Origin of the sequence: Cernens ardua, assembly GCF_051251085.1 — a bacterium.
Lineage (GTDB): Bacteria > Pseudomonadota > Gammaproteobacteria > Pseudomonadales > Halomonadaceae > Cernens > Cernens ardua.
Map to the genome: position 1 here is coordinate 120,183 of NZ_JBPCZH010000003.1, position 26,308 is coordinate 146,490.

Sequence of the window (26,308 nt, forward strand, 5' to 3'; positions counted from 1 at the left end):
AACCTCTTTCATCTTATTGGCCATTTCGCTTCTTCATTTCCAGTATCACGAGCTATACTCTTCTCTTCTGCTACGGCTCGCCAAATATTCTTCATCTGAAAATCATTATCTGAAGCAAGATTCTCAACACGCTGCTTAGCATGCTCCCTCAAGAAATTGAGATCTAGAGCTTCACATATCGGCTCAAGTGTAGGCAAAGAATAGATCTGACCAGCAGATGAAGAGTAAGATGCCTTAAAAAATTCAAAAGCAAATTTATCTAACGACGGATCCGCATTTATTAGCTCTTTGAATACCGTATCCCAACTTTCGGGACAGGCAAATATTATCGCATCTAAAACAGACTGTGGTAATGCCAAATCCCAAATACAACCTGATTTAATCATCACAATTATATTTTCAACATATGTTGATTTAAGTATCTCAATTATATTTTTAAAATGCTTTGATTTAAGCAAACCTTCAACCCCATTAATATCATGACACTCTTGATTATAAATCAATATTAATACAAGAGAAGCCACACTATTCGCAGCATTGCTACAAAGTACTTCATTAACAATTCTCTCAATGGAAGAGCCTTTCTCATCAAAACTATATCCATTAAGTAAATTTATTAATTCGTAAACAGTTGAGTGCATGCCGCCGAATGCTTCTTTTGATAGCTTATCAATTTTAATATTATCAACAAATTCGGAAATAGAAACAAAGAAACCAACTAGATTATTATCCTCAGATAATTGAGAAGCAAAATCGATCATTTCCAATGATTATTTTATAATCTCCTGATTTGGATAATTCATATTCAATATCCTTTCTTTCCTTGGATTCGTATACGTATTTACGAGCCATAGAGAGGCTAGTATCACCAGAACTGATAGCTTGTCCTAAGGGTATCTGAAGTCGGTCTTTGTTGGAAATAGAACCTCTCTGTCGTGGCTGTATGTTTGTACCACTATCAAAGAACTCAGGAAAAAGGTATTTACATAGTAATCGAATAGCTTGTGAATCATCACACTCTAAGATAATTCTTTCGATCTTATCTTTAAATTTTTTGGTTTGTTCATCTTCTAGAAAATGACCACCAAAAAAACTATTATCTCCACAAAATAGACCAGGATATTTTTTTAATTCTTCAAAAAATGGCGGTGCTTTCACTATCAAACAAGCAAGTCCTAAAATATTAGAGAATACTATTTCACCTCTCAGATTTTTTTCTATCACTTGAAGAGTATTAAGAATTCTAATTATATCACGTGGGTGTCGGCATAATTGCCAAAAGCCCATTCTGGCTAGATAATATAATTCTCCATAAAAAGAGCCTCCACCAAGCCCATTGTCATTTAGAGCCTCTTGATCAATTTTACTTAATTCGAAATAAAAAAACTCCTTTTTATCCGAAAATTTTAGAAAAGGCATCGGCATTCGGAGTTGCACTATTTTATCCAAATATAAAGAAGAACTTGGGATATCATTAGAATTCAAAGATTCAGTTAAATAAAAAGGATCATACGATAATATGTAGCCTACATTAGGTAAATCCCCTACAGCCTTAACAATCCTAATCATTTCATAAATTTCTTTAGGATAGAGCCGGTCTAAATCATCTATAAATACATATATTTTGAAGCCAAACGCTCTCAAACTATCTTCCAACTCTTTTTTTCGACCTTCCATATCATTTTTTTTATTTTCTTCATACGAAGAAACAAGATTTCTTGTAGTCTTGGCCCCCGCACTAAGTGCTTTAGAAGCAGTAGATAAAGTAGGTATATAACTGGTAAATTCGAATATTTTCACATAAGCATCAAGTGCTTTAATTACATTTTTTCTCAAATCTGAGTCGTCAGTAAGGTACAAAGCTTTAGCGATAGCTACGAAGAACTGATTTAAAAGAGCATCCCTATCCCCAATCAACCATGGATTGAAGTGAACAAACAGCGCCTTTCCATCCTCTTGTTTTATCAGCTGTTCCATCATGGATAGAATAGAAGTTTTGCCACTGCCCCACTCCCCTTCTATGGACATAACGAAACCGGAATCGCCTGAAATCATTTTCAATGCTTCAACTGCTGACTTCGCAAAGCCACTACGATTGAAGCGATCATTTTCTAAGGCATTTTCACTAGAGAGAGGGCTATCAGGATTAATACTTTGCATGCTCGCTCGTTCCTTGAAGCTTTATTTTATTTAAAGAGTAAAGATACTCAGGGGAATAAGTAGCAAAACTAAACAATCTCACCCAACCTCATCCCCACCCTTCCCACCACCTCTATCTTACTAACCTCTTCTGCACCAAACATCTCCGCCTGGTACATCGAATTATCACTGATCAGGTACACTTCTCCGCCTGTCATCCTCTGCACACGTTTAAGCACAAACTCACCATTCGCCCAGATTAAAAACACACCGGCTTGTGCATAGTTCTGATCATCACAATCAATAATGACCCAGTCATCATTAGTAAGCGTTGATACCATCGCATCGCCCAGAACTCGAACACCTACGAGACGTTTGCCATTAGGAGACATCAAGCATGACCTTGTCACCAAATTCTTATCAGCTATTGTCTGTGTCAGTTCGATTTCACCTCTGGAAAGCTATCTTACTTTAGATGATAGGCTATGTGCGGTAATGGATCACAGGCAGTAGCTAATAGCTCAGATTAAGACAAAAGAACTCCACACATTGATAAATGGAGCGTAGTATTTATTTGGAGAGGAGATATTATTGGCTTACATAGAGAAGTTACGTAGCTATATTTTTATACCAACCCCTCTGGACAACAATATACTAACTATTATACACAAAAGGAGTATATAATGCCTCTAGCTCATAGTAATCGTCCTGCTAAAATTAGAAATAACACGACTAATGAAATCACAGAAATTGATTATGACAGCATAACTTGGAGTGAGGATAAAGAAGAAGTGAGCGATTCCAGAATGGGAGGAAAAGTTAATTATCATGGTGAATATGATCTAGATACAGACTCGACGATGACATGGTTTATAACGGAATATCCGACCGGGATAAAAGAATATGACGAAACTTTTACCCCAGATGGCTACAACCTCATTCAAGATTTAGATTTGGAAATAACATCAGAATGAACAAAATATAGAGATATTGTTTAGATAATATTGTTCGCCAAAGCTATTAGGAGCTTTACATTTACATGTAAAGCTCCCTAATCTGCTAACACTTTTCCAATTATTAAAATCACAAAACCCTTCCCAACCTCAGCACCACTCGCCCCAATACCACAAACTCATCCATATGCTTAGGATCAATGGTCTCATGCTCATATATAGTGTTGTCACTGATGATCAGAGCTGTGCCATCCATCAATCGCTGTACACGTTTAATGACAATTTCTCCGCTCAGCGCAACAAGAAACACGCTCCCTTGAGCGTAGTTGGTATCGCCCAGATTGACAATCACCCTCTCATTATCTGAAAGAGTCGGTTGCATTGAATCCCCACGAACCTGGATGCCGATTAAATGCGCATCATTGATACCGAACGCCTGAATAGTATCTGGATCAATCTGTAATTCCCCTGTGACATTATCATTTGTCAACGAGCGAACTCCACCGGGAATACCTTCAAGATCATAGAGAGAAATTGTTAATGATGGAGAGACAGCTTCTTGGTTCAAAAAATCGTCTTCAATACAATAATCAGACTTTTTAAGTTCTCCAAGTCAACCCACCAGACATTAACTCCCAATTTCTGAGCTTTCACTAGATAATCAGAATCAGGAGAGCTGGAATTCTTTTCGTAATTAACCTGGGTTGTCTTGCCTATACCACAGGCCTTGGATAGTGCGGTTTGTGTAAGACCGAGATATTCTTTCTCCGTCTTCAATCTCTCCTAAAGTCATCCCATTGAACCAAATGCTCATATAGCCTGATTTAGGAACTTTAGAGAAAGTCTCATCCCCTTCCAGCAACCAATCAAGACTCACATTATGAGCCTCTGATATTGCCATACACTCTGAAATGGGAATTGAGCCCCTCGTTTTCCAGTTACCTATCGTATTTGCCGAAATACCCAATTCCTTGGCTAGTTCTTTAACAGTAGGAACGCCCCAAACATGACTCATGCGCTCAACTATTATTCGCGCCACAATATCAACCGATGCCTGTTTTCCAAGCTGCTCAATGGTCAATGCCGTGAACCTCGCCACGCGTGCAAAGCGATCGGCATCCACTGGCGTTAATTGGCCCACGTCGTAACGCTGCCCTGTCAGCACATAACCGACATCAATCCCGGCACGGGGATCAGGAGAGCGTTTTTCGTTCTTGTAAAGGCATTGAGTTGGAACTTTGTACTCGTCACGTTGTGCCAAACAGTATAAATGGCAAAGGAAAAATAAAACTGAATACACCGGAAAACATTGATTTAACTGGTGCCGGCAATAGGAGTCGAACCTACGACCTTCGCATTACGAATGCGCTGCTCTACCAACTGAGCTATGCCGGCTTGGGGAAGGTATGCACTATAATATGCGTTATTGTAGTGTATGAAAAGATACGTAAGACTACCGCTACGCTATTAGCCCGATGCACTACCTCGAGTTTTATCGTCCCAAGAGGCCGCAATGAAAATCGCACCACGACAGTTGAGTATTTTTGTCGCCATTGCAAGTGAAGGCGGCATTACTGCGGCCGCTGAAAAATTACATCTGACGACTCCTGCGGTAAGCATGGCGCTGGCCGAACTCGAACGCCTGATAGGGCATGCGCTTTTCGACCGTCACAAGAACCGATTGTATATCAATGGATTGGGACGCCGATTATTGCCCTTGGCAGACGAGCTATTGACGCGGCAGGATGAAATCGAAACGCTCTTCACCAGTGATGATGCAGCGTACCGAGGTCTCTTGCGCATTGGTGCCAGTCAAACCATCGGTAATCAGCTTCTTCCCTGGCTACTTCGCGATTTCAGGGATCAGACCGGCCACCGAGAACAAAGTGTATTGCTCGCCAATAGCCGGGATGTTTGCTCAGCGCTGGCGCGTTTCGAACTCGATATAGGGTTAATTGAAGGTAACAGCACTAATGCAGAGCTGGAAACGCTGGAATGGTGCCTTGACCAACTCATCATAGTCGCTGGACGCGATCACCCCCTTACCCAGGCAGAAGGCCCTATCCCATTGGCGGCACTGGAGAATCAGGATTGGGTGTTACGTGAAGAAGGGTCAGGTACTCGTGATCAGTTCATGCGTTCGGTAGCCTCCCGTCTTGAGCGGTGGACGGCTTCACTAGAGTTGAATACTGCGGAAGCGTTAATCAACGCGACAGCGGCAGGGCTAGGGCTCACTTGTGTTTCCCAACGTGAAGCGGATCATGCACTCAAGGATGGGCGGTTGGAACAACTTCATATCGTACTGGAAGAAGGTGAAACACTCAGCATTCAGCGCTACTTCCGTCTTGTTGTTCATCGGAACAAGTACCGGAGCGCTCTTATTCAACGCTTTATAACCTTCTGCATGGAACACGAAATGGCCACAACGCCATTTGCCACCGACTATCGTACTTGACCCGATGCCCTTTGACTGAACGCAACCAAACCTATGGCTCTTGATACTCTTCACGACACTCTTTCTGCATACACACGTACGCAATAATCATCATCCGTCGTATTAGGTGGTGATTGCCGGCCCGATCCTCATTGAAACAAAATCCACAATGGTGGCCGTGTATTAAACGATTAGTCCATGGACCGCTCTCCATGAGCTGTGTAGGGTGATGTGATCAATCATTGGAGGTTAGCCGTCATGACGTTATCCAATACAGCATCCAAAACGCCTTTTCTCAACCTGTCCGCCGAGAAGTATACCGTCCTGAAGAAACAGGCAGATGAGTTACTGTCACGGATGACGCTCGCGGAAAAGATTGGTCAAATGTCGCAATTTACCAGTGATAGAGATGTCACAGGCCCCTCCATCCGTGAAGGATATGAGAACGATATTCGTGAGGGACACGTGGGCTCCATCTTCAACGCATTTGATGCCACTTTCACTCGTCAGCTGCAACAGGTAGCTGTAGAAGAGAGCCGGTTGGGCATTCCATTACTTTTTGGATACGACGTCGTACACGGCTTTCGCACGATCTTCCCTATCCCGTTAGGAATGGCCTCCAGTTGGCGTCCTGAAGCGTTGGAGGAAGCTGCACAAGTTTCTGCCAAAGAAGCCGCGTCAGCAGGGATACATTGGGCATTTGCGCCCATGGTGGATATCTCGAGGGACGCCCGCTGGGGGCGTGTCATGGAAGGATGTGGTGAAGATCCACTGTTAACGTCTCTCTATGCAAAAGCACAGATACGTGGGCTACAAGGGGCTGATATTGCCTCGCCAGAAACAGTAGCGGCCTGTGTGAAGCATTATGCAGGTTATGCCGCTGCGGAAGCAGGACGCGACTACAACACGGTCAACCTGTCAGAGCGTGCCATGCGAAGCATTCATTTGCCTCCTTTTCAGGCAGCGGTCAATGCCGGCGTAGCCTCGGTCATGACCTCATTCAACACAGTGGATGGTGTGCCGGCCAGTTGTAACCCCCTGCTTCTTGATCAGATTCTGCGCCGTGAGTGGCAATTTGAAGGTTTGGTCGTCACTGATTATACCGCCATTATGGAACTCATTTTCCATGGTGTGGCTGCTGATCCGGCGGAAGCTGCCCAGAAAGCCGTGAATGCAGGCGTAGACATGGATATGCAGGATGGCTACTTCCTTGATCATCTTGAGCAGTTGGTTAATGAACACAAGGTAACCGCCGAACGCATTGACGAAGCGGTAAGACGTATTCTTATCCTGAAAGCGGCGCTTGGTTTATTTGAAGATCCATACCGATACTGTGATGAAGCGCGGGAAAAAGCCACTATCCTTGCACCTCAGCATCTGGAGAAAGCGCGTCAGATTGCTCGGGAATCTATCGTACTGCTGAAAAATGATGGCACGCTGCCACTCTCGGAGAGCATTGGGAACGTTGCCGTCATCGGTAATCTGGTGGAAGACAAGGGGGAATGGATCGGGCCCTGGCACGGTGCAGGACGAGGTGATGAGGTTACGTCATTCAAATCTGCATTGGAAAAACGATTCTCTTCAGACAACATCCACTACTCCAGGGGAACAGCGGGAGAAAAAGCGTCTGATACTGACAATAAACAGGCACGTAAGGACGCCATACAGGCAGCGCGGCAGGCAGAATTGGTTATTCTTGTCGTAGGTGAACGTGAATACATGAGCGGGGAAGCTGCCAGTCGAACCGATATACGTCTGCCAGAGTACCAGCGACTGTTGGCCAAAGAGGTACTGAATACGGGCATGCCGACCGTCATGGTAACGTTGAGTGGTCGTCCACTCGTGCTGGGGGATCTTGTCGATTCCAACGAGGTATTGCCCCCACGCGCGTTATTGCATGCATGGTGGCCTGGGACACAAGGTGCCACGGCATTGGTTGACCTGCTATTCGGTGATGCCGAGCCATCGGCACGGTTGCCCATGGGCTTCCCTCGACATGTTGGGCAGCTCCCACTTTATTATGCACAGCTACCGACTGGCCGCCCGCTGGATAAACAGGATCCAGACCCTCGCTATTCATCCCAATACATCGATAGCCCTAATACCCCGCTTTTCCCGTTCGGATATGGATTGACCTATACCCACTTCGAATATGGCGTGCCTTCGCTCACCAGTACAGAGTTATCTCTGTCATCCCCTGAAGACAAACTTGTTCTGAAAGTTACCTTGACGAATACAGGTAAGCGCCATGGGGTAGAAATCGTCCAACTTTATATGAGAGATCCGGTAGCCAGCATTAGTCGACCACGCCGTGAGCTGGTCGATTTCAAGCGTATTGAACTCAGCCCGGGTGAATGTGAAGAAGTACAGTTTCACATAACCCCTGAGCCATTGAGCTATCTGGATCAGCACCTCAGAAACAGGCTGGATACGGGCTGTATTGAGCTTTTCGTAGGGCCTAATGTAGAAGAGACTCAGCAGATCAGCTTCAATCTGATTGATTAGGCAGCACCATTACTTTGTAATGAATAAAAAACCTCAAGCCCCATGATTCATGAGCACTTGAGGTTTTTATTTCTGGAAAAATGCGGGAATGGTCCTCTCCAAAACAGGCAGAATCATTCCCTGAGCGCCCATTGCTGTTAGTGCTTCTCGTCAGGTGATACAGGTGGCTCTGCACTGACACCCGACCCGTTTGTCTCGGATGCTGCAGAAGTCTCCGTTTCCCCTTCATGAGCGTCTTCGGAAGACACATGATGGCGGCGCATCCCGTGCATGGCTTCAGCAAACTGCTCAGGTGTCAGCGTGTCACTGGGAAGCGTAAACTCGTCATCATCGTCATCAATGGCCGCGTCATCCGTCGGATTAACAAGTACGCCATTGTCTACGTCGACAGGCACATCGGTAGGTGGCCCAACGGGCTCTTCTTCCGGCACCAAGTGATCCACATGGACAAACAATTTACGTGTCACCATGGCCAATGCAAACAGCACGATCACAACCAGAATACTGACAATCGGCAGGAAATCCATTTGCAAACCGATACCAATGACGGCCCCTCCCAACCATGCGCCAATGGCATTCCCCAGGTTGAAGGCACTCTGGTTGAGTGTAGAGGCCAGATTAGGCGCTTCGCTTGCCTGATCCACCACCAGCAATTGGAAAAGCGGGTTGGGAGAAAACGTAATGGCCCCCCACAGAACAACCGCCGGCATCATGGTCCATATTGAGTGCAGGCAGAATGTCAGCACCAGCAACACGATCAGGTTGGCAATCATTAGCTTGATCAGTGTCGGTACCAAAGGGCTATTGCCCAATTTACCACCCAACCAGCTGCCGATCGTCATACCCACACCATACAGCAGGAACATGAGCGTGATACCAACGCCGTGGACGTTCGTGTAATGCTCCAATATCGGCGAAAGATAGGTCAAGGTGACAAACATGGCGGTTGATGACAACACACTCATCAATAGTCCAAGCGTCACCTGAGGCTGTTTCAGTACTTTGAACTCTGACAGAATAGAGCCCTGACTACGCGGCAAGGTGGAAGGCATCCAACGCCACAGCCCAGCCAATGCAACAACGCCCATAAGAGCAACGCACCAGAAGGCCATACGCCAACCGAAGGCCTGCCCAACAGCTGTACCGAAGGGTACACCCAATACGTTGGCGACTGTCAGACCAGCAAAGACCATCGCGATTGCTTGCCCACGTTTCTCGGGAGGCACCATCCCCGCCGCCGTCACCGAGGCAATACCAAAAAAGGCACCATGGGAAAGCGCGGTAACCACACGAGCGATCAATAGCTGCATGTAGGTTTCTGAAATGGCGCAGGCAACGTTACCAATCAAAAAGATTGTCATCAAAAGCAGCAGGGTACGTTTCCTCTGCCAGCGAGACGTCAGTAACGCAAGAATGGGGCCACCAATCACAACGCCCATGGCATAGCAGGAGATCAGCATCCCTGCCGTAGGTACGCTGACATGCAGATTGCCAGCCACGTCGGTCAAAAGCCCCATGATCACCAACTCAGTGGTGCCGATTCCAAAGGCAGCCAACGCGAGGGCTATGAGCGGCATGGACATCGCGAACTCCTTAACATGACTTTTGGTAGCGCGCCTAGCCAAGGTATGCGCTACCCTAAATTCCGATCATCCTACGTTCCCCATAAAATGGCCGATCAACGCCATTACACAAGCCAATAACACCAGCGTATATCTGGGGCTTGTCATTGATCTTGCGTTGAACCAGATAGTTAGCCGTTGCCATCGTCTAAAGGAATCGATGTCATTAGGCCAAGAATAATAGGGAATTACGTCACGGTTATAAAAGATGGCCGTGCCACGAGTTAACTCACTTCCTGATGAGGCACGACGTTGTAAGTACTTTGACTCTAGCGGGATATTGTTTACAGGCAAAATATTTCAACCGCAATATTTCAACCGCAATATCATAACTACACTATCTCAACTACCAACATTCAACGGCCAGATGTTCATTATAATAATGGCTTTATCGATAGAGGTTCAGACAAGCACACGCTTTCATCCAGCCAAAGCTAACAAAATTATAAGACAGACAAGCCAACCACTAAAGTCGCATAGATATTATTTTTAGTAACCGAGTTTGACATAGGCCTCTTACCCCCTGTGGTTAGCGGAACGAGAGGCAATTCAGTTTATCGAAAAATAGTGGGCCAGAACTCCGATTATTTCAATATACAGCTATTGAAACAGCCTTTTATACCTAACACCCTTTCTTGTAAGCCATTCTCCGTGTGTTATACGGGGTTAGCGGACACTCCCTTAAAACAGAGAAGCACAGAATGACTGAATACGGGAGCAGGCATCCTTGAGTTCATGCTCAGCTGCTGCATAAGAGACGCGGAAATTGGGAGATAACCCAAAGGCCCCTCCATGAACCAAGGCAACTCCCGCTTCTTCAAGTAAAAGACGCGTAAAATCTTCATCACTGTTAATGGACTGCCCACTCGGGGTTTGGCGTCCAATCAAGGCCGCACATGAAGGGTATGCATAGAAAGCACCGTGTGGTACCTGACACTCAATCCCTTCTGCAGCATTCAATTGAAGCACAACCAGATCACGACGACGTTCAAAACTGTGTCTCCATTCTGCTATAAAACCTTGCGGCCCAGTCAATGCCTCTACTGCAGCCCACTGAGTAATGGTGTTCACGCCAGAGGTGACCTGACCCTGTATTTTATCCATGGCTTTAATGAGAGGTTCCGGGCCGGCTGCATAGCCAATACGCCACCCAGTCATTGCATATGCCTTGGAGAAACCATTAACCGTCAATGTTCGATCCAATAACTCAGGCTCTACCTGAGCTGGCGTGGTGAATTCGATACCGCCATATACCAGATGCTCATAGATATCATCCGAGAGAATACCCACCTGAGGGTAACGTCGCAGTACTTCGGTCAGTGCCTTGACCTCGGCACGGGAATACACCGCTCCTGATGGGTTACAGGGATTATTGAACATAAGCCATTTTGTGCTCGGCGTGATTGCTCGTTCAAGGTCTTCAGGCGTCAGCTTGTAACCGTTCTCGGGCTGGCTTCTCACGATAACGGGTGTTCCCCCGCACAATGCGACCATTTCCGGATAGGAAACCCAATAGGGTGCCGGAATGATGACTTCATCACCACTATCAACTGTGGCCAGAAGTGCATTCATGATGACCTGCTTTCCGCCGTTACTGACAATGACTTCATTAACACGATAATCCAGACCATTATCACGCCTGAATTTTTCAACGATGGCTTCTCGCAACTCTGGAATACCGGCAACGGGTGGATATTTGGTCTTGCCGGCTTCCATTGCCCTGTACGCTGCCGCTTTAATGTTTCCGGGGGTGTCAAAATCAGGCTCGCCTGCCGACAAAGCGATAATATCCCTTCCTTGTGCGCGTAATTCACGAGCACGTTGGCTGGCCACAATACTGGCGGAAGGTTTTACACGAGACAAAGCCTGTGAGAAGCGCATGGTAAACATCCTGAAATCGAGAAGGTGTATCGCAGTTATTCAAGCCACGGCAGTTGTTCACGTCACGAAAGTGGGTGTTTGATGCCGCATGAGCTATAAAAAGAGTTGATAGTGTCTAGTAGAGTAGCGCTTTAGCCCGCTATCGAAAACCCGTTAGTTTGAAAAGAAGCTTTGCCCCTATCCAAAGGGGCTTCCTTGAGCGCAACAATACTGAATGGGCAGATAATCACTATTTTATCCTCCTGAAGTTGGCCCATTTCCTATACACTGGGTCGCATCGTGATCACTAACGTCAAAAGTGTCTTCGCCAAGTGACAGCACAGCCAACAACATAAGTTATAGAGCTTTCTGTCAGGGCATGTTTGGAATTTCAGTTTGTAAGGCATCATCTGATTTTCGTAAAAGACACTCAGCAATCGATATATACAATTAATATACAGACGTTATCCGCCTATAAGAATGAGGAGTACGCTAGTGGCAGATTCCCGCTATATCAAAGCGCTTGAGTTGATTGATGCAGCTCATGCGGATGACCCGCGCAAAATCATGGTTGATCAAAATACGCCATCGGCTTCCGATACGTCAGCCTCTGTAAACCCTGAAGGCCCCGTTCTTGTAGAACGCCCCTATGAGTTGGTGTATGCAGAACGCATGAGTGAATGGCTTGATCTGGTTGCCCCAGAGGCACCTATCCCTCTAAAGCTGGCAGTAAGGGCTCAGCACCTACGCCGTTGGGAAACGCCGCGTGAGAGTTATCCGATGGATAAAGCGGGCTATCATGCCTGGCGAACCGGGCTGAAAAAACGTCAGGCAGATTTGGCGAGACAATTGATTATTGAAGCAGGGTTCGAAGCATCAGTCGCTGATCGTGTCGCCGCATTGATTCGTAAGGAAAATCTGAAGGAAGATAAAGATACGCAAGCGCTGGAAGACACGACCTGTTTGGTTTTTCTCGGCTATTATCTGGATGACTTCAGTAAGAAATACAAAAATGATGATGATCTTGTTCGCATTATTGCCAAAACATGGAAAAAAATGTCGACACGAGGGCAAACACTCACTACTGAGCTTGATTTGTCGGACCACACGAAATCACTGGTTGAACGTGCGCTGAGTGAGTAATAACACATTGCAGGGAACGCTCTGTATCGAGTGTTTCCCTCATGATAAAAAGGCTGATCGGAAATTCCGACCAGCCTTTTTACTTTTCCTGTTATCACCCACAACCTGCTGCGGGTATCAGTGCACAGAAGAATTGGATTAACGATTGAGCACTGGTTGAGGCAAATTGGGCAAGGCGCGATTGAGCAACTCGGCGCTCCGTTTCAGATAAAGCTCGCTCTTGTTGCTCTCGCCCAAATGGAAATACAAGCGGGCCAATTCAGCACTGGCCGTACCACTGGGACGCAAACGCTGGCTTTTCTCGAAGTACTCCTGAGCTTTCCCCCAGTAACTGTTACGCAGGGACAAGCGTCCCAGGGTCAGCAACAAATCAGGATCGTCAGGATGCTCTTTTAACCACCCTTCCGCATGCTTGAGCTGGTTGGCAGCATCAACATCCAGCAAGCCGTAGCGAAGAACCAGACTACCGTTCCAATGATGCTTAAGGAAGCTGGAGAGCACACCTTCAGCTTTATGTGCCTTGTCGTTCTGAGCCAACACAGAAACATATAGCTGAATGATTTCAGGATCTTCCTGCAATTCGGGAGGAAGATCGCGACGAAGCTCCTCAGCACGTTCCAATGGCGTAACAGTACGGTGGCTGATTGAGCTAACAGCAGTACTGTTTCCAAATTCTTCAGCATGTTTGAACAGCTCTGTATACGTCTTTTTCTCAAGAGCCACCAGTTCCTGCTCGCTCACAACGTTATAACGTTTGAGACGAGGAAGCAGACTACGAACCCCCTCCCAGTCGCCAACCTCAATATAGCTACGCTGAAGCAAGCGAAGGATTTGTGGATGATCTGGCGCATGCTGCTCAAGCTTTTTCAACACTTGAATCGCACGTTCATACTCACGACGATCCAGCAGCATCTGGGCTTCAACCAATCCAATCGCGCTATCAGCCCCTGAAGTAGAGTCATGCGCTTCCTTGATCAGTGTATCAGCCTGCTCGTAATCTCCCTGATAATGCGCTGCCAGAGCAGCCGAGAGATAGTTCACCAAAGGAACCGAAGAGTCATGGGCCGCACGCGTCAGTATTTTTTGCGCATGCTTCCAACGGCCTTCGGAGAGATCCACCAAACCACGGACAGTGCGCTTGAGTGCCTGGCGGTGACGATTACGGCTCGTCCACATACGGGTTCTGTAGAATGGGCGACGCAATTTACCCAACAGGCGAACAATCAGGTAGAGCACCACGAATGCCACGAACAAAACGACCAACCCCACCCAGAAAGATGTCTGGATAGAGGTATCACCGACACGGATTAGCCAGTAACCAGGGACCTTCAGCATCAACTGGCCAAGCAAACCACCTATTGCCAGTACGACAACGATAAAGAGGATCAGTTTACGCATTGATCACTCCCCCTGATTGGAATTGGAGGCAGACCCACGTTGGGACAGAATACTCTGCAACTGATTCAGTGAACCACTGATATCAGGTAGCTTGGGTCGTACGTTTACCTGCGCCAATGACTGAATATGCTGAGTCGCTTTTTCTACCCCACCATCGTGGACTTCATAGTACTGATTGATGAGGTTGAGCGCCTGATTCAGGCTGCCTTTGTAGACATTCTCATCCTGATTCAGTAGTGCAATCTGTGCTTGCTCAAGAAGAAGACTGATATTGGCACGCAAATAACCTTCCTGACGCGGCGTGATCAGTGCTTCGAGCGGTTTATCATGATGACGGATAGTCACCAGATCCTCCAGCTGATTACCTAAACGACCCAACTGAGAACGCCATCCCCCGCTAAAGGAAGCACTGTTATCTTCCTTGGCACTCAATGCCTGCGTATCCTGCGCCAAAGGCAGGGTGTTGAATTGCTGTTGCTCAGCGTTCAACTGAAGATAGATACCATCGGTATCGACTGCATTAACGCTGTCAAGATCGGCCAACTCATTGTGAATAGCGCCACGCACAGGAATGAAGGCTGGATTCTGTGTAGATGCCAAGCGCTGATCCGCCAGGTTCAACAAGTGCTGTGCACCCGCTACGTCACGCTGCAACGCCAGGCGCTGATTTGCAATGCGCAACAGGTACTCGACTTCAGCATACGTCCAGTCACTCGGCGAAGTTTGCTGATGACGATTAAGTTGAGTCAGTACCTTTTGAACGGTCTGATCGTTCTGATCCATGCGCTGGGTAAGCTGCTGATTGGACTGTTGCCCATCTGAGAGCGCCTGCTGAATTTGGTCATGGCTCTGTTGCTCCAGATGGCTGATACGCGCATCCAGCTGGCTAACCGAATCGTGTTGCTGATTCATGCGCTGAAGGTTCCAGCCCAGCCCCAACAGAACCAGAATCACCAGAATAATCAACACCACCAACAACACCTGGAGGACATTGCGCTTTTCATGTGATTTTGGTGCATCAGCTGTATTGGATGATCCCGAAGTCCCTTTACCACCACCATTTCCAGCCACTGTAGATCCATCGGGATCTTCACTCAGTGAAGAAGAGAGACCTGGCGAAGATGGAGTACCAAAGGTTTTCCCGGATTTTTCTTTTGTACCGGCATCGGTGGAATGCTTGTCAGCGTTGTCAGCATCCATGACAGGTGAAACTCGTTTATCAGAAGAGATATCACCCGTATCGATAGCCGAATCTTTATCAGTAGCGCTCTTGACCGCGGCCGCTTCATTGGTAGATGTGGCGCTATCGATGGAGGATGCCTTCGATGACACGGCTGTTTTATCCGCATCAGACACCTTTTTCGCATCCAGCGATTCAGAGCCAGCAGGTGTCTCGTTCGCGGAAATCTGTTTATCGTCGTCTTTAGTACTCATGGATCCCTTGCCTTATGCAGAACAGGATATGCACCCTGACTTATCACGCAGGTCTGATTAGCCTGCATCCACCAAGCGCATCACCTGTCACTGAATTCTGTAGCTGAAATCTATAACCAAAACCTGCCAAACCGGTATTTTCGTCTGACCCAGCCTCGGGAAAGGGGCAATAGTACCCAGTATCCCTGATCAGGTGAATACTCAACAGTATGTTATACAACTAGTCAATATGAATGATAGCAGGTAACAACGATCTTCGCTGCCTCTATTAATAGAGGAATGACATATTTGGAAGAATATGGGAGGCATCAGAGTGCACGCCTGAATAATCAGCCACAAATCAAACACGAGAGCCATGGCATTCAGGGATTATGTAGAAAGTCACACGCATTGGCTAGAGCATTCGGTGTTGCATCGCCTGCCATCAATACACGCTGAAAGCCCTTTTCCACGGCAAGATATTCAAGACGGGGGCTTGAGACAACCAGTGGGCGGGCCAAAGATTTATCAGAGCACCACTGCACCAGATGCCCTAACTGTTCGGCACTGGTCACGATCAAGGCGCTGTATTCCCCATTTAAAAGCCATGCACGTTCCAGCGAAGGAGGTGTTTGCATCGCACGGCGGTATAGCACAGCTTCATGCACATTGGCCCCACGCTCTTTAAAAGCATTAACCAGAGATTTACGCCCACCTTCGCCTCGGGCAAGCAGGATAGATTGCCCTGTGAGTTTTTGTAACTGGGGATTTGCCAATAATCCCTCACTGGCAGACCACTCCCCCGGGCAAGGCACAAGTATTTCCCGAGATGCATGATCGAACAGGGAAGCCAAAGATTGTTGGGTGCTCCGCCCCGTCGCAACAAGACGAGCTTGCGCCATCCAATCAGGTCGCGGCGACAAATATGTCGCAAGGCGATGTGCAGCATAAGGGCTCACACATACCACCATATCAATAGCCGGCGCTCTACCTGCATCAGACGTAAATAGAAATCGGGATAATGTCTCTGGAGGCATCAGGGGTACCAGTGACATGGCGTCCAGATTAGCGGGAGTAAAACCATGCTGCGCCAATGCATGGTGAAGCGCCGCGGCTCTGGCACCGGGCCGAGCAATCAATACTCGTTCACTCATTGATGAAGCCTCCATCAGCGCAACCCCAGCTATATTGTGATTATGCGAATTTTGCAAAAACGCGATTTTTTCGAAAATCACGATATGTTAGAAAACAATCTTTCGACTAGAAAGAGTGCTCTTATTCTGCATCCTGATAAACGCGTTCAAGGATTTCACCGGCACCTTGAGCCAATAATCCCTCGGCTACTTCAATACCCAGTGCCTCCGGATCGAGAGCACTCCCCTTCGCTTCATATCGCAGCAGTGTTGAACCATCGGGATCGCCGACCAATGCACGTAACCACAGCGATTCACCATTTTTTTCATTCAAAATGGCGTAGCCACCAATTGGAACCTGGCACCCCCCTTCCAAACGCGTATTCATGGCTCGCTCCGCGCGGACACAAACACTAGTGTCACGATCAATCAGCGGGGCTATCAATGATCGAACACTCGGATCATTTTCACGACATTCAATCCCCAAAGCACCTTGACCGCAGGCAGGGAGCATCTCCTCAGGAGTGATACGTTGGCGGATAACGTTGCCGAGCGCCATACGCTCCAGTCCAGAGGTGGCAAGCACAATGGCATCAAACTCATGAGTGTCGAGCTTTTTCAGGCGCGTCTGCACGCTGCCCCGAAGGCTCTTGATATTCAGATCAGGGCGCAATGCCAACACTTGCAATTGCCTGCGCAAACTGGAGGTGCCTACTGTTGCGCCCTGAGGGAGCGCCTCCAACGCATCATGATCATGTGAAACAAAAGCGTCACTAGGGTCCGCACGCTCAAGAATAGCGCCCAGAGTCAAGCCATCCGGAAAAAACATGGGAACGTCTTTCATGGAGTGCACAGCAATATCAGCACGCCCATCCATGAGCGCCTGTTCGAGCTCTTTAACGAAAAGCCCTTTCCCCCCCACTTTGGCAAGCGGCGCATCCAGAATACGATCGCCCCGCGTGGTCATGGTGACCAGTTCGATGGCTAGATCAGGATAGAGGCCTTCCAGACGCGCCTTGACATGCTCGGCTTGCCATAAGGCCAAAGGGCTTTTCCGCGTTGCAATACGCAGGGTTTTCAGCTCAGTGTCGCTTGGCTGAGCGTTTGTTTTTTGTTGAGAACTCGCAGACACAGTCACTCCCGATAGAGAAGGAAGGGTTCAGTGTGTTCAGGGCAAGGCCGCTGTTCATGAGCGAATATAAGAAAACGGCTAGTCTATTTATAAATCAGCAGCTTATACACGCTGTAAAAAACATGATTACAAATGCATGTCCGAAAAACACATGGAAAGAATAGGGTCATTATAACACTATTCATGCATACATCCGATTGACTCCACTGATGGGCGTGATTGATCAACCATACCAAACGGCACTTGTTGGCCATCCATGAATGGATTCAAGCGAACTAAGTACGCCTTGCCCCCAAAGACTGTTACACTCTTCAATTAACAATGTTCAGATAACAATGTTCTCATGACCATGAGCAGTAGGCGGGTACACAGGAGAAGAAAGTCTTCTCTGTTCATCCTCACTTTTTCAGATCAACAGTAATGTTCTGACAGGACTGCTCGGCGCTTTAATCGTTTTTATTTCACGGCTATACAGTCAGTTTGTCATCAGGAAGTCCAGAGCCATGTCGTCAAATACTACATCAAGCAACACGCCTTCGGCAGAAGCCACCAATCAGGCCTGGGGTGGACGTTTCAGCGAACCCACAGACGCATTCGTGGCCGCATTCACCGCGTCCATCAATTTCGACAAACGCCTGTACAAGCAGGATATTCGCGGTTCCATAGCGCACGCGACCATGCTGAACAAGGTCGGTGTGTTAACGGATGAAGAAGTGAAAGAGATCATCGGTGGCCTTGAATCGATTGCCAGAGATATCGAAGCAGGCAACATCGAATGGTCTGTCGCGCTGGAAGACATTCACATGAACGTGGAAGCCCGGCTCACAGATCGCATTGGCAGCGTTGGCAAGAAATTACACACTGGCCGCTCGCGTAATGACCAGATCGCAACGGATATTCGCCTCTATGTCCGAGATGAAATTGATCTGATCGATACCGAACTAAGCCGCCTGAGATTTGGACTGATCGAATTGGCGACACGTTACGCCGACGTCATCATGCCGGGCTTTACGCATCTCCAGGCTGCTCAACCAGTGACATTTGGGCACCATCTATTGGCCTGGCAGGAGATGATCACACGTGACCAGGAGCGTCTTGCCGATTGCCGTAAAAGGGTCAATATTCTACCACTGGGCGCAGCCGCGCTGGCGGGTACTACCTATCCGATCGATCGTCATCTGGTGGCAGAGCTACTTGGGTTTGATCGCCCGACCGAAAATTCATTGGATTCGGTCAGCGATCGTGACTTCGCCATCGAATTCAGTGCATTTGCCAGTATTTTGGGCATGCACCTTTCACGCATGAGCGAAGAACTGGTCCTGTGGGCCAGCTCACAATTCGACTTCATCGAACTGCCGGACCGTTTTTGCACGGGCTCTTCCATCATGCCCCAGAAGAAAAACCCGGACGTTCCCGAATTGGTGCGCGGGAAATCAGGCCGCCTGTTTGGTCACCTAATGAGTCTTCTCACATTAATGAAGTCTCAACCCTTGGCCTACAACAAGGACAATCAGGAAGACAAGGAACCCCTGTTTGACACCATTGATACTGTAAAAGGCTGCCTACGTGCCTTCGCCGATATGGTGCCCGCGATAGTTCCCAAGGAACACAACATGTACGAGGCGGCTCGCAAAGGTTATTCAACAGCAACTGATTTGGCCGATTATCTGGTACGCAAAGGCGTTGCATTCCGTGATGCCCACGAAATCGTGGGTAAATCCGTCGCATACGGCATCGAGAAAGGCAAGGATCTTTCCGAGCTCTCACTTGAAGAACTGCAACGTTTTTCAGACATTATTCAGAAAGATGTCTTTGATGTTTTGACACTCGAAGGCTCTGTCGCTGCACGTCACCATATTGGAGGTACAGCGCCGGACCAAGTGCGAGCCGCTGCCCAACGCGCGCGCGAGGCATTGGCTCAACACTCACCGGCCGCAGCACATATCACTGGCCTTGGCTCCAATACACAGGAAACATCGCTATGAAATCATGTCAGTCACGTCTAGCAACGGCTGCTCTGCTCTCGTTGGTCAGCGCTGTGTTAGCAGGTTGTGGCCAGACCGGCCCACTTTATATGCCCAGTGATGAAGCCGCGAGGGAACGTTATGATCCAGGCAATGCCTACGGGTTGCCACCGATCAATCGCCATGAAGCAAATGAGCAAAAACAGCAGGAAAATGCTCAGGGTCATACGCATCGGCATCATCATAGCCATGAACAAACACCTCAAGCATTACCTGCTCCAAGCACATCAGCGACCGAAAATGCCGTTCATGGCACAGGTGTGTCAGCAGACAACAGCTCATCTGCGTCCGGCATTACCTCGGCAGCGGCAGGAACGGGAGCCCCTGAAACAAGTGGCAGCATTTCCTCTACCAGCGCGGGTACCTCTTCTGCGCCAGCGACACCTTCAGCACATACTGCTCAAGAAAATTCGCATAAAGCGGCGTCAGCTAACACAACGTCGGTCGAACATGCGTCGCATAATACAAGCGCATCGGTAGGAATGCCCACTGATTCACGTGCCCCTCATGAGGAAAACTCTTCAACAGGACATCAACCTGTGTCCACGGCACCTTCTGCCAATTCATCCGATACGCCCCCGTGGCAGGGTATGCAATTCACCCCTTATAGCGCCTCCACCGAAGGCAGTGGATTGAATATTCAAAGTGGCACACCGAACTCCCAGTAATATTTTAGAAGATAGCAGGTGAAACATCCCCATGATTGACTACGTTGAGCGCCGCACAGGCCTCGTGCATATGGAAAACGTTCCTCTTGACCGCGTTGCGAAACGCTTCGGAACGCCTTGCTACGTCTACTCTCGGGCAGCATTCAGCACCAACTTCCAGGCCTATCAGAAAGCGCTGAATGGGATACCTCATCTGGTCTGTTATGCCATGAAAGCCAATGCCAATCTGGCTATTATTAACCTGCTTGCCTCATTGGGTGCTGGGTTCGACATTGTCTCTGGCGGTGAACTGCAACGCCTGCTGGCCGCCGGTGGGGATCCTTCTCGGGTTGTATTTTCCGGCGTGGCCAAAGCACGTCATGAAATCATCGATGCACTGCAAGCCGGCATCAAATGCTTCAACGTTGAATCACTGGCTGAGCTGGCGCTCATTAATGCCTGTGCTGAATCACTTGAGCAAGTGGCACCCATTTCCATTCGCGTTAATCCTGACGTAGATGCAGGAACGCACCCCTATATTTCTACCGGCCTGAAAGAAAACAAGTTTGGTATCGCTATCGAAGAAGCGGTAGAAGCTTATCGCTGGGCTAACGAGGCGGAATATTTGGATGTCGTGGGGCTGGACTGCCATATAGGCTCTCAGCTCACCGATGTTTCCCCTTTCATGGATGCACTGGAACGGCTGATTAGCCTGATTGAGCAGCTTAACGAGTTAGACATTACACTGAAGCATCTCGATATTGGTGGCGGACTTGGGGTGAAGTATCATGATGAAGTTCCTCCCACTCCCGAAAGCTATCTTCGGCCTCTGAGGGAACGGTTGGCACAACATCCCTTGACGCAACACCTTGAAATCATTGTCGAGCCCGGTCGTTCGATAGCCGCCAATGCGGGTGTCCTGCTTACACGAGTCGAGTTTCTCAAGCCCACTGAATACAAGCATTTTGCATTAGTGGATGCAGGCATGAACGACCTGATCCGTCCTTCTCTCTATGGAGCCTGGATGGGGATTGAACGAGTGGATGAACGGGATGACGGTGAACCACGCATGGAAGCCTCCTTCGACGTGGTAGGACCGGTATGCGAATCGGGTGATTTTCTTGGCAAGGATCGTTCACTTACCTTGGCAGCGGGGGATTTGCTCATGGTCCGTTCAGCGGGTGCCTATTCGTTCAGTATGGCCTCAAACTATAATGCTCGCCCTCGCCCTCCCGAAGTCATGGTTGATGGAGATACGCTCCACCTGATTCGCGAACGTGAGACTGTCCAACAGCTTTGGGCAGGTGAATACCTGCTTCCACCGTCTGAGTGAGACACAGCCATGCATGTACGTTTCAGCAAAATGCACGGATTGGGCAATGACTTCATGGTCATTGATTCAATTACACAACGCATTTTCTTGAATAAAGAACAAATCCGCAAATTGGCAGACCGTCACTTTGGTATTGGGTTCGATCAATTATTGATTGTCGAACCCCCTCGCAATCCGGAAATGGATTTTCGTTATCGCATTTTCAACGCGGATGGCGGTGAAGTAGAAAATTGCGGTAATGGTGCACGTTGTTTTGTGCGTTTTGTTCGCGACCAACGGTTGACCACCAAAAACGCCATCAGGGTTGAAACTGCAGGTGGCCCGCTTACCCTTTCGATCACGCCCGATGAGCGTGTCGAAGTCAATATGGGGAAACCGGGCTTGACCAGCGAAAGTGTCCCTTTCAAAACACTAAAGGGAGAACCCACGAAGGCAAACGCATACCGCCTGCCATTGGATGCCCCAATAACACTCGCAAACAACGCAACAGTGAATGAAGTTGAAGTGGGCGTTGTCTCGATGGGTAATCCCCATGCAGTTATTCGGGTAGATTCCGCACAACATGCACCTGTTGAACACCTTGGCCCGGTCGTTGAGCAACATCCGCGCTTTCCAAAACGCGTTAACGTCGGGTTTATGCAGGTTGTTGATCGGCAACACATCAAGCTTCGTGTGTATGAGCGTGGCGCAGGTGAGACGCTCGCTTGTGGCACTGGCGCCTGTGCGGCAGTGGTATCCGGCATTCAACGTGGATGGTTGGATCACAAGGTCGAAGCGACCTTAAAAGGCGGTAAACTGACAATTGAATGGCAAGGGGAAGGCCACCCCGTCATCATGACGGGGCCGGCGGTGAAAGTGTATGACGGACGGCTGGACCTATGAGCCAACCTACCTCTCCTTCACCGGATCTGAGCGCTGACATCATCGAACGCTGGTTGTTTGAGCATCCTGATTTTTTCCATGGCCGTGATGCTTTGTTGGAGGTGCTCAAGGTACCACACCCCGACGCTGAGCATGGCGCAATTTCACTGCTCGAAAAACAGTTATTAATGGCACGTGAGCGTTCCAAACGACTGGATGATCGCCTGACCGCATTGCTGAACGCCGCACGTGATACTGAAATTCAGTATCGCCAGCTTCGCAGCATTATTCTGACCCTGCTTGAAAGTGACAGTGTAGATGCGCTATTGCAGGGCCTGAGTGATCAGCTCAACGAACAGCTGAATATTGCAGCCATGGCACTTTGGCGGACTACCGATCCAAATGAACAATTAGCGCAGCCCATTCATTCGCTGGATGAGCCACATCAGGCGTTATTCAAACAATTGTTAAAAGGGCGACATTGTGGCTGCACCCAGTTAACGAAAGCGCAGTATCACTTTGTGCTACCGGATATTCTCGAATCCGGTTCGTCAGGAGCCCATTCTGTATCCAATACGTCGAAAGGCGACAAACAGCAAGCTGCTAATGAAATTCAAAGGGATTTTCCGGCAGGTCAAGCCCGTGGTAGTGGTAGCACGAACCCGGATATTCCAGAGGGGGAATACTCGGAAGCCCCCTCCCAACTAACGATCTCTCAAGAGAATTCCCACGATCCGCAAAACGCAACCTATGCCTCCATTGCATTGACGCGTATTGCCATTGGACACCAAACAGGTTTTCTTGTGCTGGGGTCACCTTCCCCCACACGCTTCAATGCGTCATTGGATACGCTTTTTATTGATTACCTTGGCCAGGTTGTGGGGAGGTTATTGCATGGGTTTTCGACACTGTAGGATATGTTTAGCATCGATTATTAACCTACATTATAGCTTTCAAAGTCCTTTTCAAATAATGGTTCTCGCTTCTCCTCCCCTCAAGGCTGTATCCTAATTAAAGTACTTCCCATCGAAAGTCCGATTACAAGGAAGCCTATAATGTCCAGTACAACCTCACTTGAGGCACAATACACCGACCTTGACCGTTTCCTTGATCGGCTGGCCCAACGGCAACGCGCTACCACAGTGGATGCCTATCGCCGCGACCTCACCCTCTTTCTACAATTTGTGGAAGAACAGAGCATACCTCTACAAGGGCGATGGGCATGGTTGGACATTCGCTGCGTGCGACGTTACCTGAGTCACGAGCGTGCCCGAGGGCTCAGTGGCAAAACGATTGCCCGCCGACAGGCCGCGCTACGGCGATTCATTGATTGGTTGATGGAAAATGACCAACTAACACAAAACCCGGCCAAATTGCTCGAAACGCCAGTGCCTACCCGTTCCCTCCCTCGTCCTATCGATGTTGATCTCATCCAACAGTTCATGGATAGCGGACACGATGGCTCACCGTTAGGCATCCGTGACCAGGCCATTATCGAACTCCTCTACTCATCGGGGCTACGTCTTTCCGAGTTGGTTGGACTGAATCTTCAGGACTATGATGGACAACGGGTTCGAGTGATGGGGAAAGGGGGCAAGCCACGGCAAGTGCCTGTAGGGTCACGTGCTCAGGAGGCACTCCTCCAATGGACTGTCAGCCGTGCAGTGCTCGCCAGCCAGGGAGAAACAGCCCTCTTTGTCGGGCAACGCGGTACCCGCTTGGGGGCACGGGCGGTTGAATTACGTCTGAACAAGCTGGCAATGGAACGCGGGCTACCAGAGCACCTGCATCCACACAGGCTTCGTCACTCATTTGCGAGCCACTTGCTGGAATCCAGTCATGATCTGCGCGCCGTACAAGAGTTATTGGGCCACTCCCACTTGAGTACTACGCAAATCTATACACGTCTGGACTGGCAGCATTTGGCAGATACATACGACAATGCTCATCCTCGAGCCCATCGTCGGCGTCAGAATTCATAACAGTATATAAGTTTGCCTGAAGAGACCGTGGATTAATTTCCAATAAAAACTCAGGTTAGAAAAGTGATCTATACTTCTTAAGCGACTGTATTCAGGCGGCCGATACAGCCTCGTCTGGGTCCTAATCAATACGAGACGCAGTAACAGGTAGCAATAAAAGCGAAGTGTTGCGGCACTACCTCCATTTTGCTTCCGACCATGAAGCCCGCGAACGTTCACTGAAAACAACATGATAACTTTACATGGACAGCACACCCTTATCCCCTAGACTTGCCCGCTTTCTTCCCTGGCTCATGGCGACAGCTTTTTTCATGCAAGGTCTGGATGCCACGATCGTGAATGTTGCCCTGCCTTCCATGGCGCAAAGCTTGCAGCAGAACCCTTTACAGATGCAGTCCGTTATCATTGCTTATCTGTTAACCGTCGCCGCTTTGATCCCCGTCTCTGGCTGGATTGCCGAACGGTATGGCACACGACGCGTATTTGCTGGGGCTATTGTGCTGTTCACGATTGGATCACTGCTGTGCGGCATCTCGGGATCACTGGTATTTCTTGTCATTTCGCGAATACTGCAGGGGATAGGCGGCGCATTGATGGTGCCTGTTGGAAGACTGGTTATTTTGCGAAGTTATCCTCGTGAACAACTGGTCAAGGTCATGGGCTTTGTCACACTACCCGCTCTGTTAGGCCCCTTGGTTGGCCCGACACTCGGGGGCTGGCTGGTACAGGCGCTTTCGTGGCACTGGATCTTCCTGATCAATATTCCCATCGGCATCGTAGGTTGTTATTTCGCCGGCAAATTTACCCCGAATTTTCAGCGCGAAGAGCACCAGCATTTCGATTTATTGGGGTTCGTACTTTTTTCAGGTGCCATGGTCGCCATCTCCATGAGTCTGGAAGGGCTAGCCGATTTGCATATGGGCAGCGTGCCTGTTGTTCTGCTTTTACTGGTGGGCTGTGCACTACTGTGCATCTATTGGTTACGGGCAATTAGTATTGAAGAACCACTGTTCTCACCGTCGCTTTTTAAAATCCGCACCTTTACCGTCGGAATTCTTGGCAATATTTTCGCGCGTTTAGGCAATGGTGCCCTTCCATTTCTGATACCACTGAAATTGCAGGTCGGACTGGGCTATTCGCCGATCAAGACCGGCCTGACCATGATCCCTCTGACCTTGGCTGCCATGGCGGCAAAACCGATTGTCCAACCCATTCTGACACGCCTTGGCTATCGGCGAACACTGGTTATCAATACGGTGCTACTGGGCATCATGATTATGGGGCTGGGCTTTATTAGCTCTTCTACACCAGAGGTGATCATATTGATTCAGCTCGCCATTTTGGGGCTAATCAACTCGTTGCAGTTTACTTCCATGAATACGCTCACTTTGATTGATCTCAAGGAAGACAATGCGGCAGGTGGGAACAGTATGCTGGCCGTCGTGATGCAGCTTTCCATTGGAATGGGTGTCGCAAGCTCTGCTGCGCTCCTGGATGGCTTCAGCGGCTCTATTTCACCCGACAATACACAAATCATGCACGCATTTTTCGCTACTTTCCTATGTGTGGGAGGGATTGCTATTCTCGCCGCATTTATCTTTTTCCAACTTCATGCCGGTGATGGTCGCGTTCGTGCCCGCAAGAAAAAAACGGCATAATGAAAAGTGTCCAACGCTGTATAGTCCACCCTTTTCCTGCCGAGGAATACTCGATGCATCTTGAAGCTATC

22 protein-coding genes and 1 tRNA gene are annotated in these 26,308 nt (G+C 48.5%); 11 read left to right on the forward strand and 12 right to left on the reverse strand.

Going from position 1 to position 26,308, the window contains the following annotated elements; translation table 11 throughout:
- Positions 1-8: 8 nt before the first annotated feature.
- The 3 genes from LMG33818_RS07235 to LMG33818_RS07245 all read right to left on the reverse strand — a co-directional run bounded on the left by LMG33818_RS07235 (position 9) and on the right by LMG33818_RS07245 (position 2,585).
- Positions 9-761 (reverse strand): hypothetical protein, encoded by a 753-nt coding sequence (locus LMG33818_RS07235; protein WP_442322696.1) that lies wholly within the window; start codon positions 759-761, stop codon positions 9-11.
- Positions 733-2,160 carry a KAP family P-loop NTPase fold protein gene (locus LMG33818_RS07240; protein WP_442322697.1) on the reverse strand — a complete coding sequence of 476 codons (1,428 nt, stop codon included), beginning with the start codon at positions 2,158-2,160 and terminating at the stop codon, positions 733-735. The genes LMG33818_RS07235 and LMG33818_RS07240 overlap by 29 nt, the downstream gene beginning before the upstream one ends.
- Before the next feature lie 68 nt (positions 2,161-2,228).
- Entirely contained in the window at positions 2,229-2,585 is a 357-nt protein-coding gene (locus LMG33818_RS07245; protein WP_442322855.1) for a S24 family peptidase, read from the reverse strand.
- Positions 2,586-2,822: 237 nt separating this feature from the next.
- On the opposite strand from LMG33818_RS07245, the gene LMG33818_RS07250 reads away from it, so the two are divergent.
- A complete protein-coding gene (locus tag LMG33818_RS07250; RefSeq protein WP_442322698.1) occupies positions 2,823-3,113 on the forward strand; it encodes a hypothetical protein in 291 nt (96 codons plus the stop codon).
- Between the two features lie 109 nt (positions 3,114-3,222).
- Here the strand turns inward: LMG33818_RS07250 and LMG33818_RS07255 are convergent, their stop codons facing one another.
- From LMG33818_RS07255 to LMG33818_RS07265, 3 genes are all read right to left on the reverse strand, one after another.
- Positions 3,223-3,660, reverse strand: a complete 438-nt coding sequence (locus LMG33818_RS07255; protein WP_442322699.1) for a S24 family peptidase — start codon at positions 3,658-3,660, stop codon at positions 3,223-3,225.
- 126 nt (positions 3,661-3,786) lie between these two features.
- Positions 3,787-4,353 (reverse strand): helix-turn-helix domain-containing protein, encoded by a 567-nt coding sequence (locus tag LMG33818_RS07260; protein ID WP_442322700.1) that lies wholly within the window; start codon positions 4,351-4,353, stop codon positions 3,787-3,789.
- 58 nt (positions 4,354-4,411) lie between these two features.
- Positions 4,412-4,487, reverse strand: a tRNA-Thr gene (locus LMG33818_RS07265).
- Between the two features lie 118 nt (positions 4,488-4,605).
- Here LMG33818_RS07265 and LMG33818_RS07270 point away from each other — a divergent pair.
- Both LMG33818_RS07270 and bglX read left to right on the forward strand, forming a co-directional pair.
- Positions 4,606-5,547, forward strand: a complete 942-nt coding sequence (locus LMG33818_RS07270) for a LysR substrate-binding domain-containing protein (protein WP_442322701.1) — start codon at positions 4,606-4,608, stop codon at positions 5,545-5,547.
- 237 nt (positions 5,548-5,784) lie between these two features.
- Complete coding sequence (gene bglX, locus LMG33818_RS07275) at positions 5,785-8,031, forward strand: beta-glucosidase BglX (protein ID WP_442322702.1); 2,247 nt, start codon at positions 5,785-5,787, stop codon at positions 8,029-8,031.
- Positions 8,032-8,168: 137 nt separating this feature from the next.
- Here bglX and LMG33818_RS07280 read toward each other — a convergent pair whose 3' ends face one another.
- The gene (locus tag LMG33818_RS07280; RefSeq protein WP_442322703.1) at positions 8,169-9,614 is read right to left on the reverse strand and encodes an MFS transporter; all 1,446 of its coding nucleotides are present in this window, start codon (positions 9,612-9,614) and stop codon (positions 8,169-8,171) included.
- Between the two features lie 720 nt (positions 9,615-10,334).
- Positions 10,335-11,534, reverse strand: a complete 1,200-nt coding sequence (locus LMG33818_RS07285) for a pyridoxal phosphate-dependent aminotransferase (protein WP_442322704.1) — start codon at positions 11,532-11,534, stop codon at positions 10,335-10,337.
- A gap of 474 nt (positions 11,535-12,008) precedes the next feature.
- Between LMG33818_RS07285 and LMG33818_RS07290 the strand changes: the two genes are divergently transcribed.
- Complete coding sequence (locus tag LMG33818_RS07290; RefSeq protein ID WP_442322705.1) at positions 12,009-12,656, forward strand: DUF4202 domain-containing protein; 648 nt, start codon at positions 12,009-12,011, stop codon at positions 12,654-12,656.
- A gap of 138 nt (positions 12,657-12,794) precedes the next feature.
- Here LMG33818_RS07290 and LMG33818_RS07295 read toward each other — a convergent pair whose 3' ends face one another.
- The 4 genes from LMG33818_RS07295 to hemC form a co-directional block, all read right to left on the reverse strand.
- Positions 12,795-14,054: a heme biosynthesis HemY N-terminal domain-containing protein gene (locus tag LMG33818_RS07295; protein WP_442322706.1), complete on the reverse strand. Its 1,260-nt coding sequence runs from the start codon at positions 14,052-14,054 to the stop codon at positions 12,795-12,797.
- A 3-nt stretch (positions 14,055-14,057) separates the two neighbouring features.
- On the reverse strand, positions 14,058-15,488 hold the full coding sequence (locus tag LMG33818_RS07300; protein WP_442322707.1) for a uroporphyrinogen-III C-methyltransferase: 1,431 nt from the start codon (positions 15,486-15,488) through the stop codon (positions 14,058-14,060).
- Between the two features lie 362 nt (positions 15,489-15,850).
- Positions 15,851-16,621, reverse strand: coding sequence for a uroporphyrinogen-III synthase (locus tag LMG33818_RS07305; protein ID WP_442322708.1), 771 nt, complete (start codon positions 16,619-16,621; stop codon positions 15,851-15,853).
- 121 nt (positions 16,622-16,742) lie between these two features.
- On the reverse strand, positions 16,743-17,732 hold the full coding sequence (hemC, locus tag LMG33818_RS07310; RefSeq protein ID WP_442322709.1) for a hydroxymethylbilane synthase: 990 nt from the start codon (positions 17,730-17,732) through the stop codon (positions 16,743-16,745).
- 503 nt (positions 17,733-18,235) lie between these two features.
- Between hemC and argH the strand changes: the two genes are divergently transcribed.
- The 7 genes from argH to mdtD all read left to right on the forward strand — a co-directional run bounded on the left by argH (position 18,236) and on the right by mdtD (position 26,237).
- Positions 18,236-19,717, forward strand: a complete 1,482-nt coding sequence (gene argH, locus LMG33818_RS07315; protein ID WP_442322710.1) for an argininosuccinate lyase — start codon at positions 18,236-18,238, stop codon at positions 19,715-19,717.
- Positions 19,714-20,424: an LPS translocon maturation chaperone LptM gene (lptM, locus tag LMG33818_RS07320; RefSeq protein WP_442322711.1), complete on the forward strand. Its 711-nt coding sequence runs from the start codon at positions 19,714-19,716 to the stop codon at positions 20,422-20,424. The genes argH and lptM overlap by 4 nt, the downstream gene beginning before the upstream one ends.
- Positions 20,425-20,458: 34 nt before the next feature.
- On the forward strand, positions 20,459-21,736 hold the full coding sequence (gene lysA / locus LMG33818_RS07325) for a diaminopimelate decarboxylase (protein ID WP_442322856.1): 1,278 nt from the start codon (positions 20,459-20,461) through the stop codon (positions 21,734-21,736).
- 9 nt (positions 21,737-21,745) lie between these two features.
- A complete protein-coding gene (gene dapF / locus LMG33818_RS07330) occupies positions 21,746-22,618 on the forward strand; it encodes a diaminopimelate epimerase (RefSeq protein ID WP_442322712.1) in 873 nt (290 codons plus the stop codon).
- Entirely contained in the window at positions 22,615-23,511 is an 897-nt protein-coding gene (locus LMG33818_RS07335; RefSeq protein WP_442322713.1) for a DUF484 family protein, read from the forward strand. Before dapF ends, LMG33818_RS07335 begins: the two co-directional genes overlap by 4 nt.
- A gap of 141 nt (positions 23,512-23,652) precedes the next feature.
- Positions 23,653-24,579: a tyrosine recombinase XerC gene (locus LMG33818_RS07340; RefSeq protein WP_442322714.1), complete on the forward strand. Its 927-nt coding sequence runs from the start codon at positions 23,653-23,655 to the stop codon at positions 24,577-24,579.
- Positions 24,580-24,821: 242 nt separating this feature from the next.
- A complete protein-coding gene (mdtD, locus tag LMG33818_RS07345) occupies positions 24,822-26,237 on the forward strand; it encodes a multidrug transporter subunit MdtD (RefSeq protein ID WP_442322715.1) in 1,416 nt (471 codons plus the stop codon).
- Positions 26,238-26,308 lie beyond the last annotated feature (71 nt).

What these genes read in the sequence shown, in the direction of transcription:
- LMG33818_RS07335 (WP_442322713.1), top strand. Translation starts at nt 22,615, where the DNA reads ATGAGCCAACCTACCTCTCCTTCACCGGATCTGAGCGCTGACATCATC.
- LMG33818_RS07240 (WP_442322697.1), bottom strand. Translation starts at nt 2,160, where the DNA reads ATGCAAAGTATTAATCCTGATAGCCCTCTCTCTAGTGAAAATGCCTTA.
- bglX (WP_442322702.1), top strand. Translation starts at nt 5,785, where the DNA reads ATGACGTTATCCAATACAGCATCCAAAACGCCTTTTCTCAACCTGTCC.
- LMG33818_RS07280 (WP_442322703.1), bottom strand. Translation starts at nt 9,614, where the DNA reads ATGTCCATGCCGCTCATAGCCCTCGCGTTGGCTGCCTTTGGAATCGGC.
- LMG33818_RS07300 (WP_442322707.1), bottom strand. Translation starts at nt 15,488, where the DNA reads ATGAGTACTAAAGACGACGATAAACAGATTTCCGCGAACGAGACACCT.
- LMG33818_RS07340 (WP_442322714.1), top strand. Translation starts at nt 23,653, where the DNA reads ATGTCCAGTACAACCTCACTTGAGGCACAATACACCGACCTTGACCGT.
- LMG33818_RS07305 (WP_442322708.1), bottom strand. Translation starts at nt 16,621, where the DNA reads ATGAGTGAACGAGTATTGATTGCTCGGCCCGGTGCCAGAGCCGCGGCG.
- argH (WP_442322710.1), top strand. Translation starts at nt 18,236, where the DNA reads ATGTCGTCAAATACTACATCAAGCAACACGCCTTCGGCAGAAGCCACC.
- LMG33818_RS07285 (WP_442322704.1), bottom strand. Translation starts at nt 11,534, where the DNA reads ATGCGCTTCTCACAGGCTTTGTCTCGTGTAAAACCTTCCGCCAGTATT.
- lptM (WP_442322711.1), top strand. Translation starts at nt 19,714, where the DNA reads ATGAAATCATGTCAGTCACGTCTAGCAACGGCTGCTCTGCTCTCGTTG.
- LMG33818_RS07270 (WP_442322701.1), top strand. Translation starts at nt 4,606, where the DNA reads ATGAAAATCGCACCACGACAGTTGAGTATTTTTGTCGCCATTGCAAGT.
- LMG33818_RS07235 (WP_442322696.1), bottom strand. Translation starts at nt 761, where the DNA reads ATGATCGATTTTGCTTCTCAATTATCTGAGGATAATAATCTAGTTGGT.
- LMG33818_RS07295 (WP_442322706.1), bottom strand. Translation starts at nt 14,054, where the DNA reads ATGCGTAAACTGATCCTCTTTATCGTTGTCGTACTGGCAATAGGTGGT.
- mdtD (WP_442322715.1), top strand. Translation starts at nt 24,822, where the DNA reads ATGGACAGCACACCCTTATCCCCTAGACTTGCCCGCTTTCTTCCCTGG.
- LMG33818_RS07250 (WP_442322698.1), top strand. Translation starts at nt 2,823, where the DNA reads ATGCCTCTAGCTCATAGTAATCGTCCTGCTAAAATTAGAAATAACACG.
- dapF (WP_442322712.1), top strand. Translation starts at nt 21,746, where the DNA reads ATGCATGTACGTTTCAGCAAAATGCACGGATTGGGCAATGACTTCATG.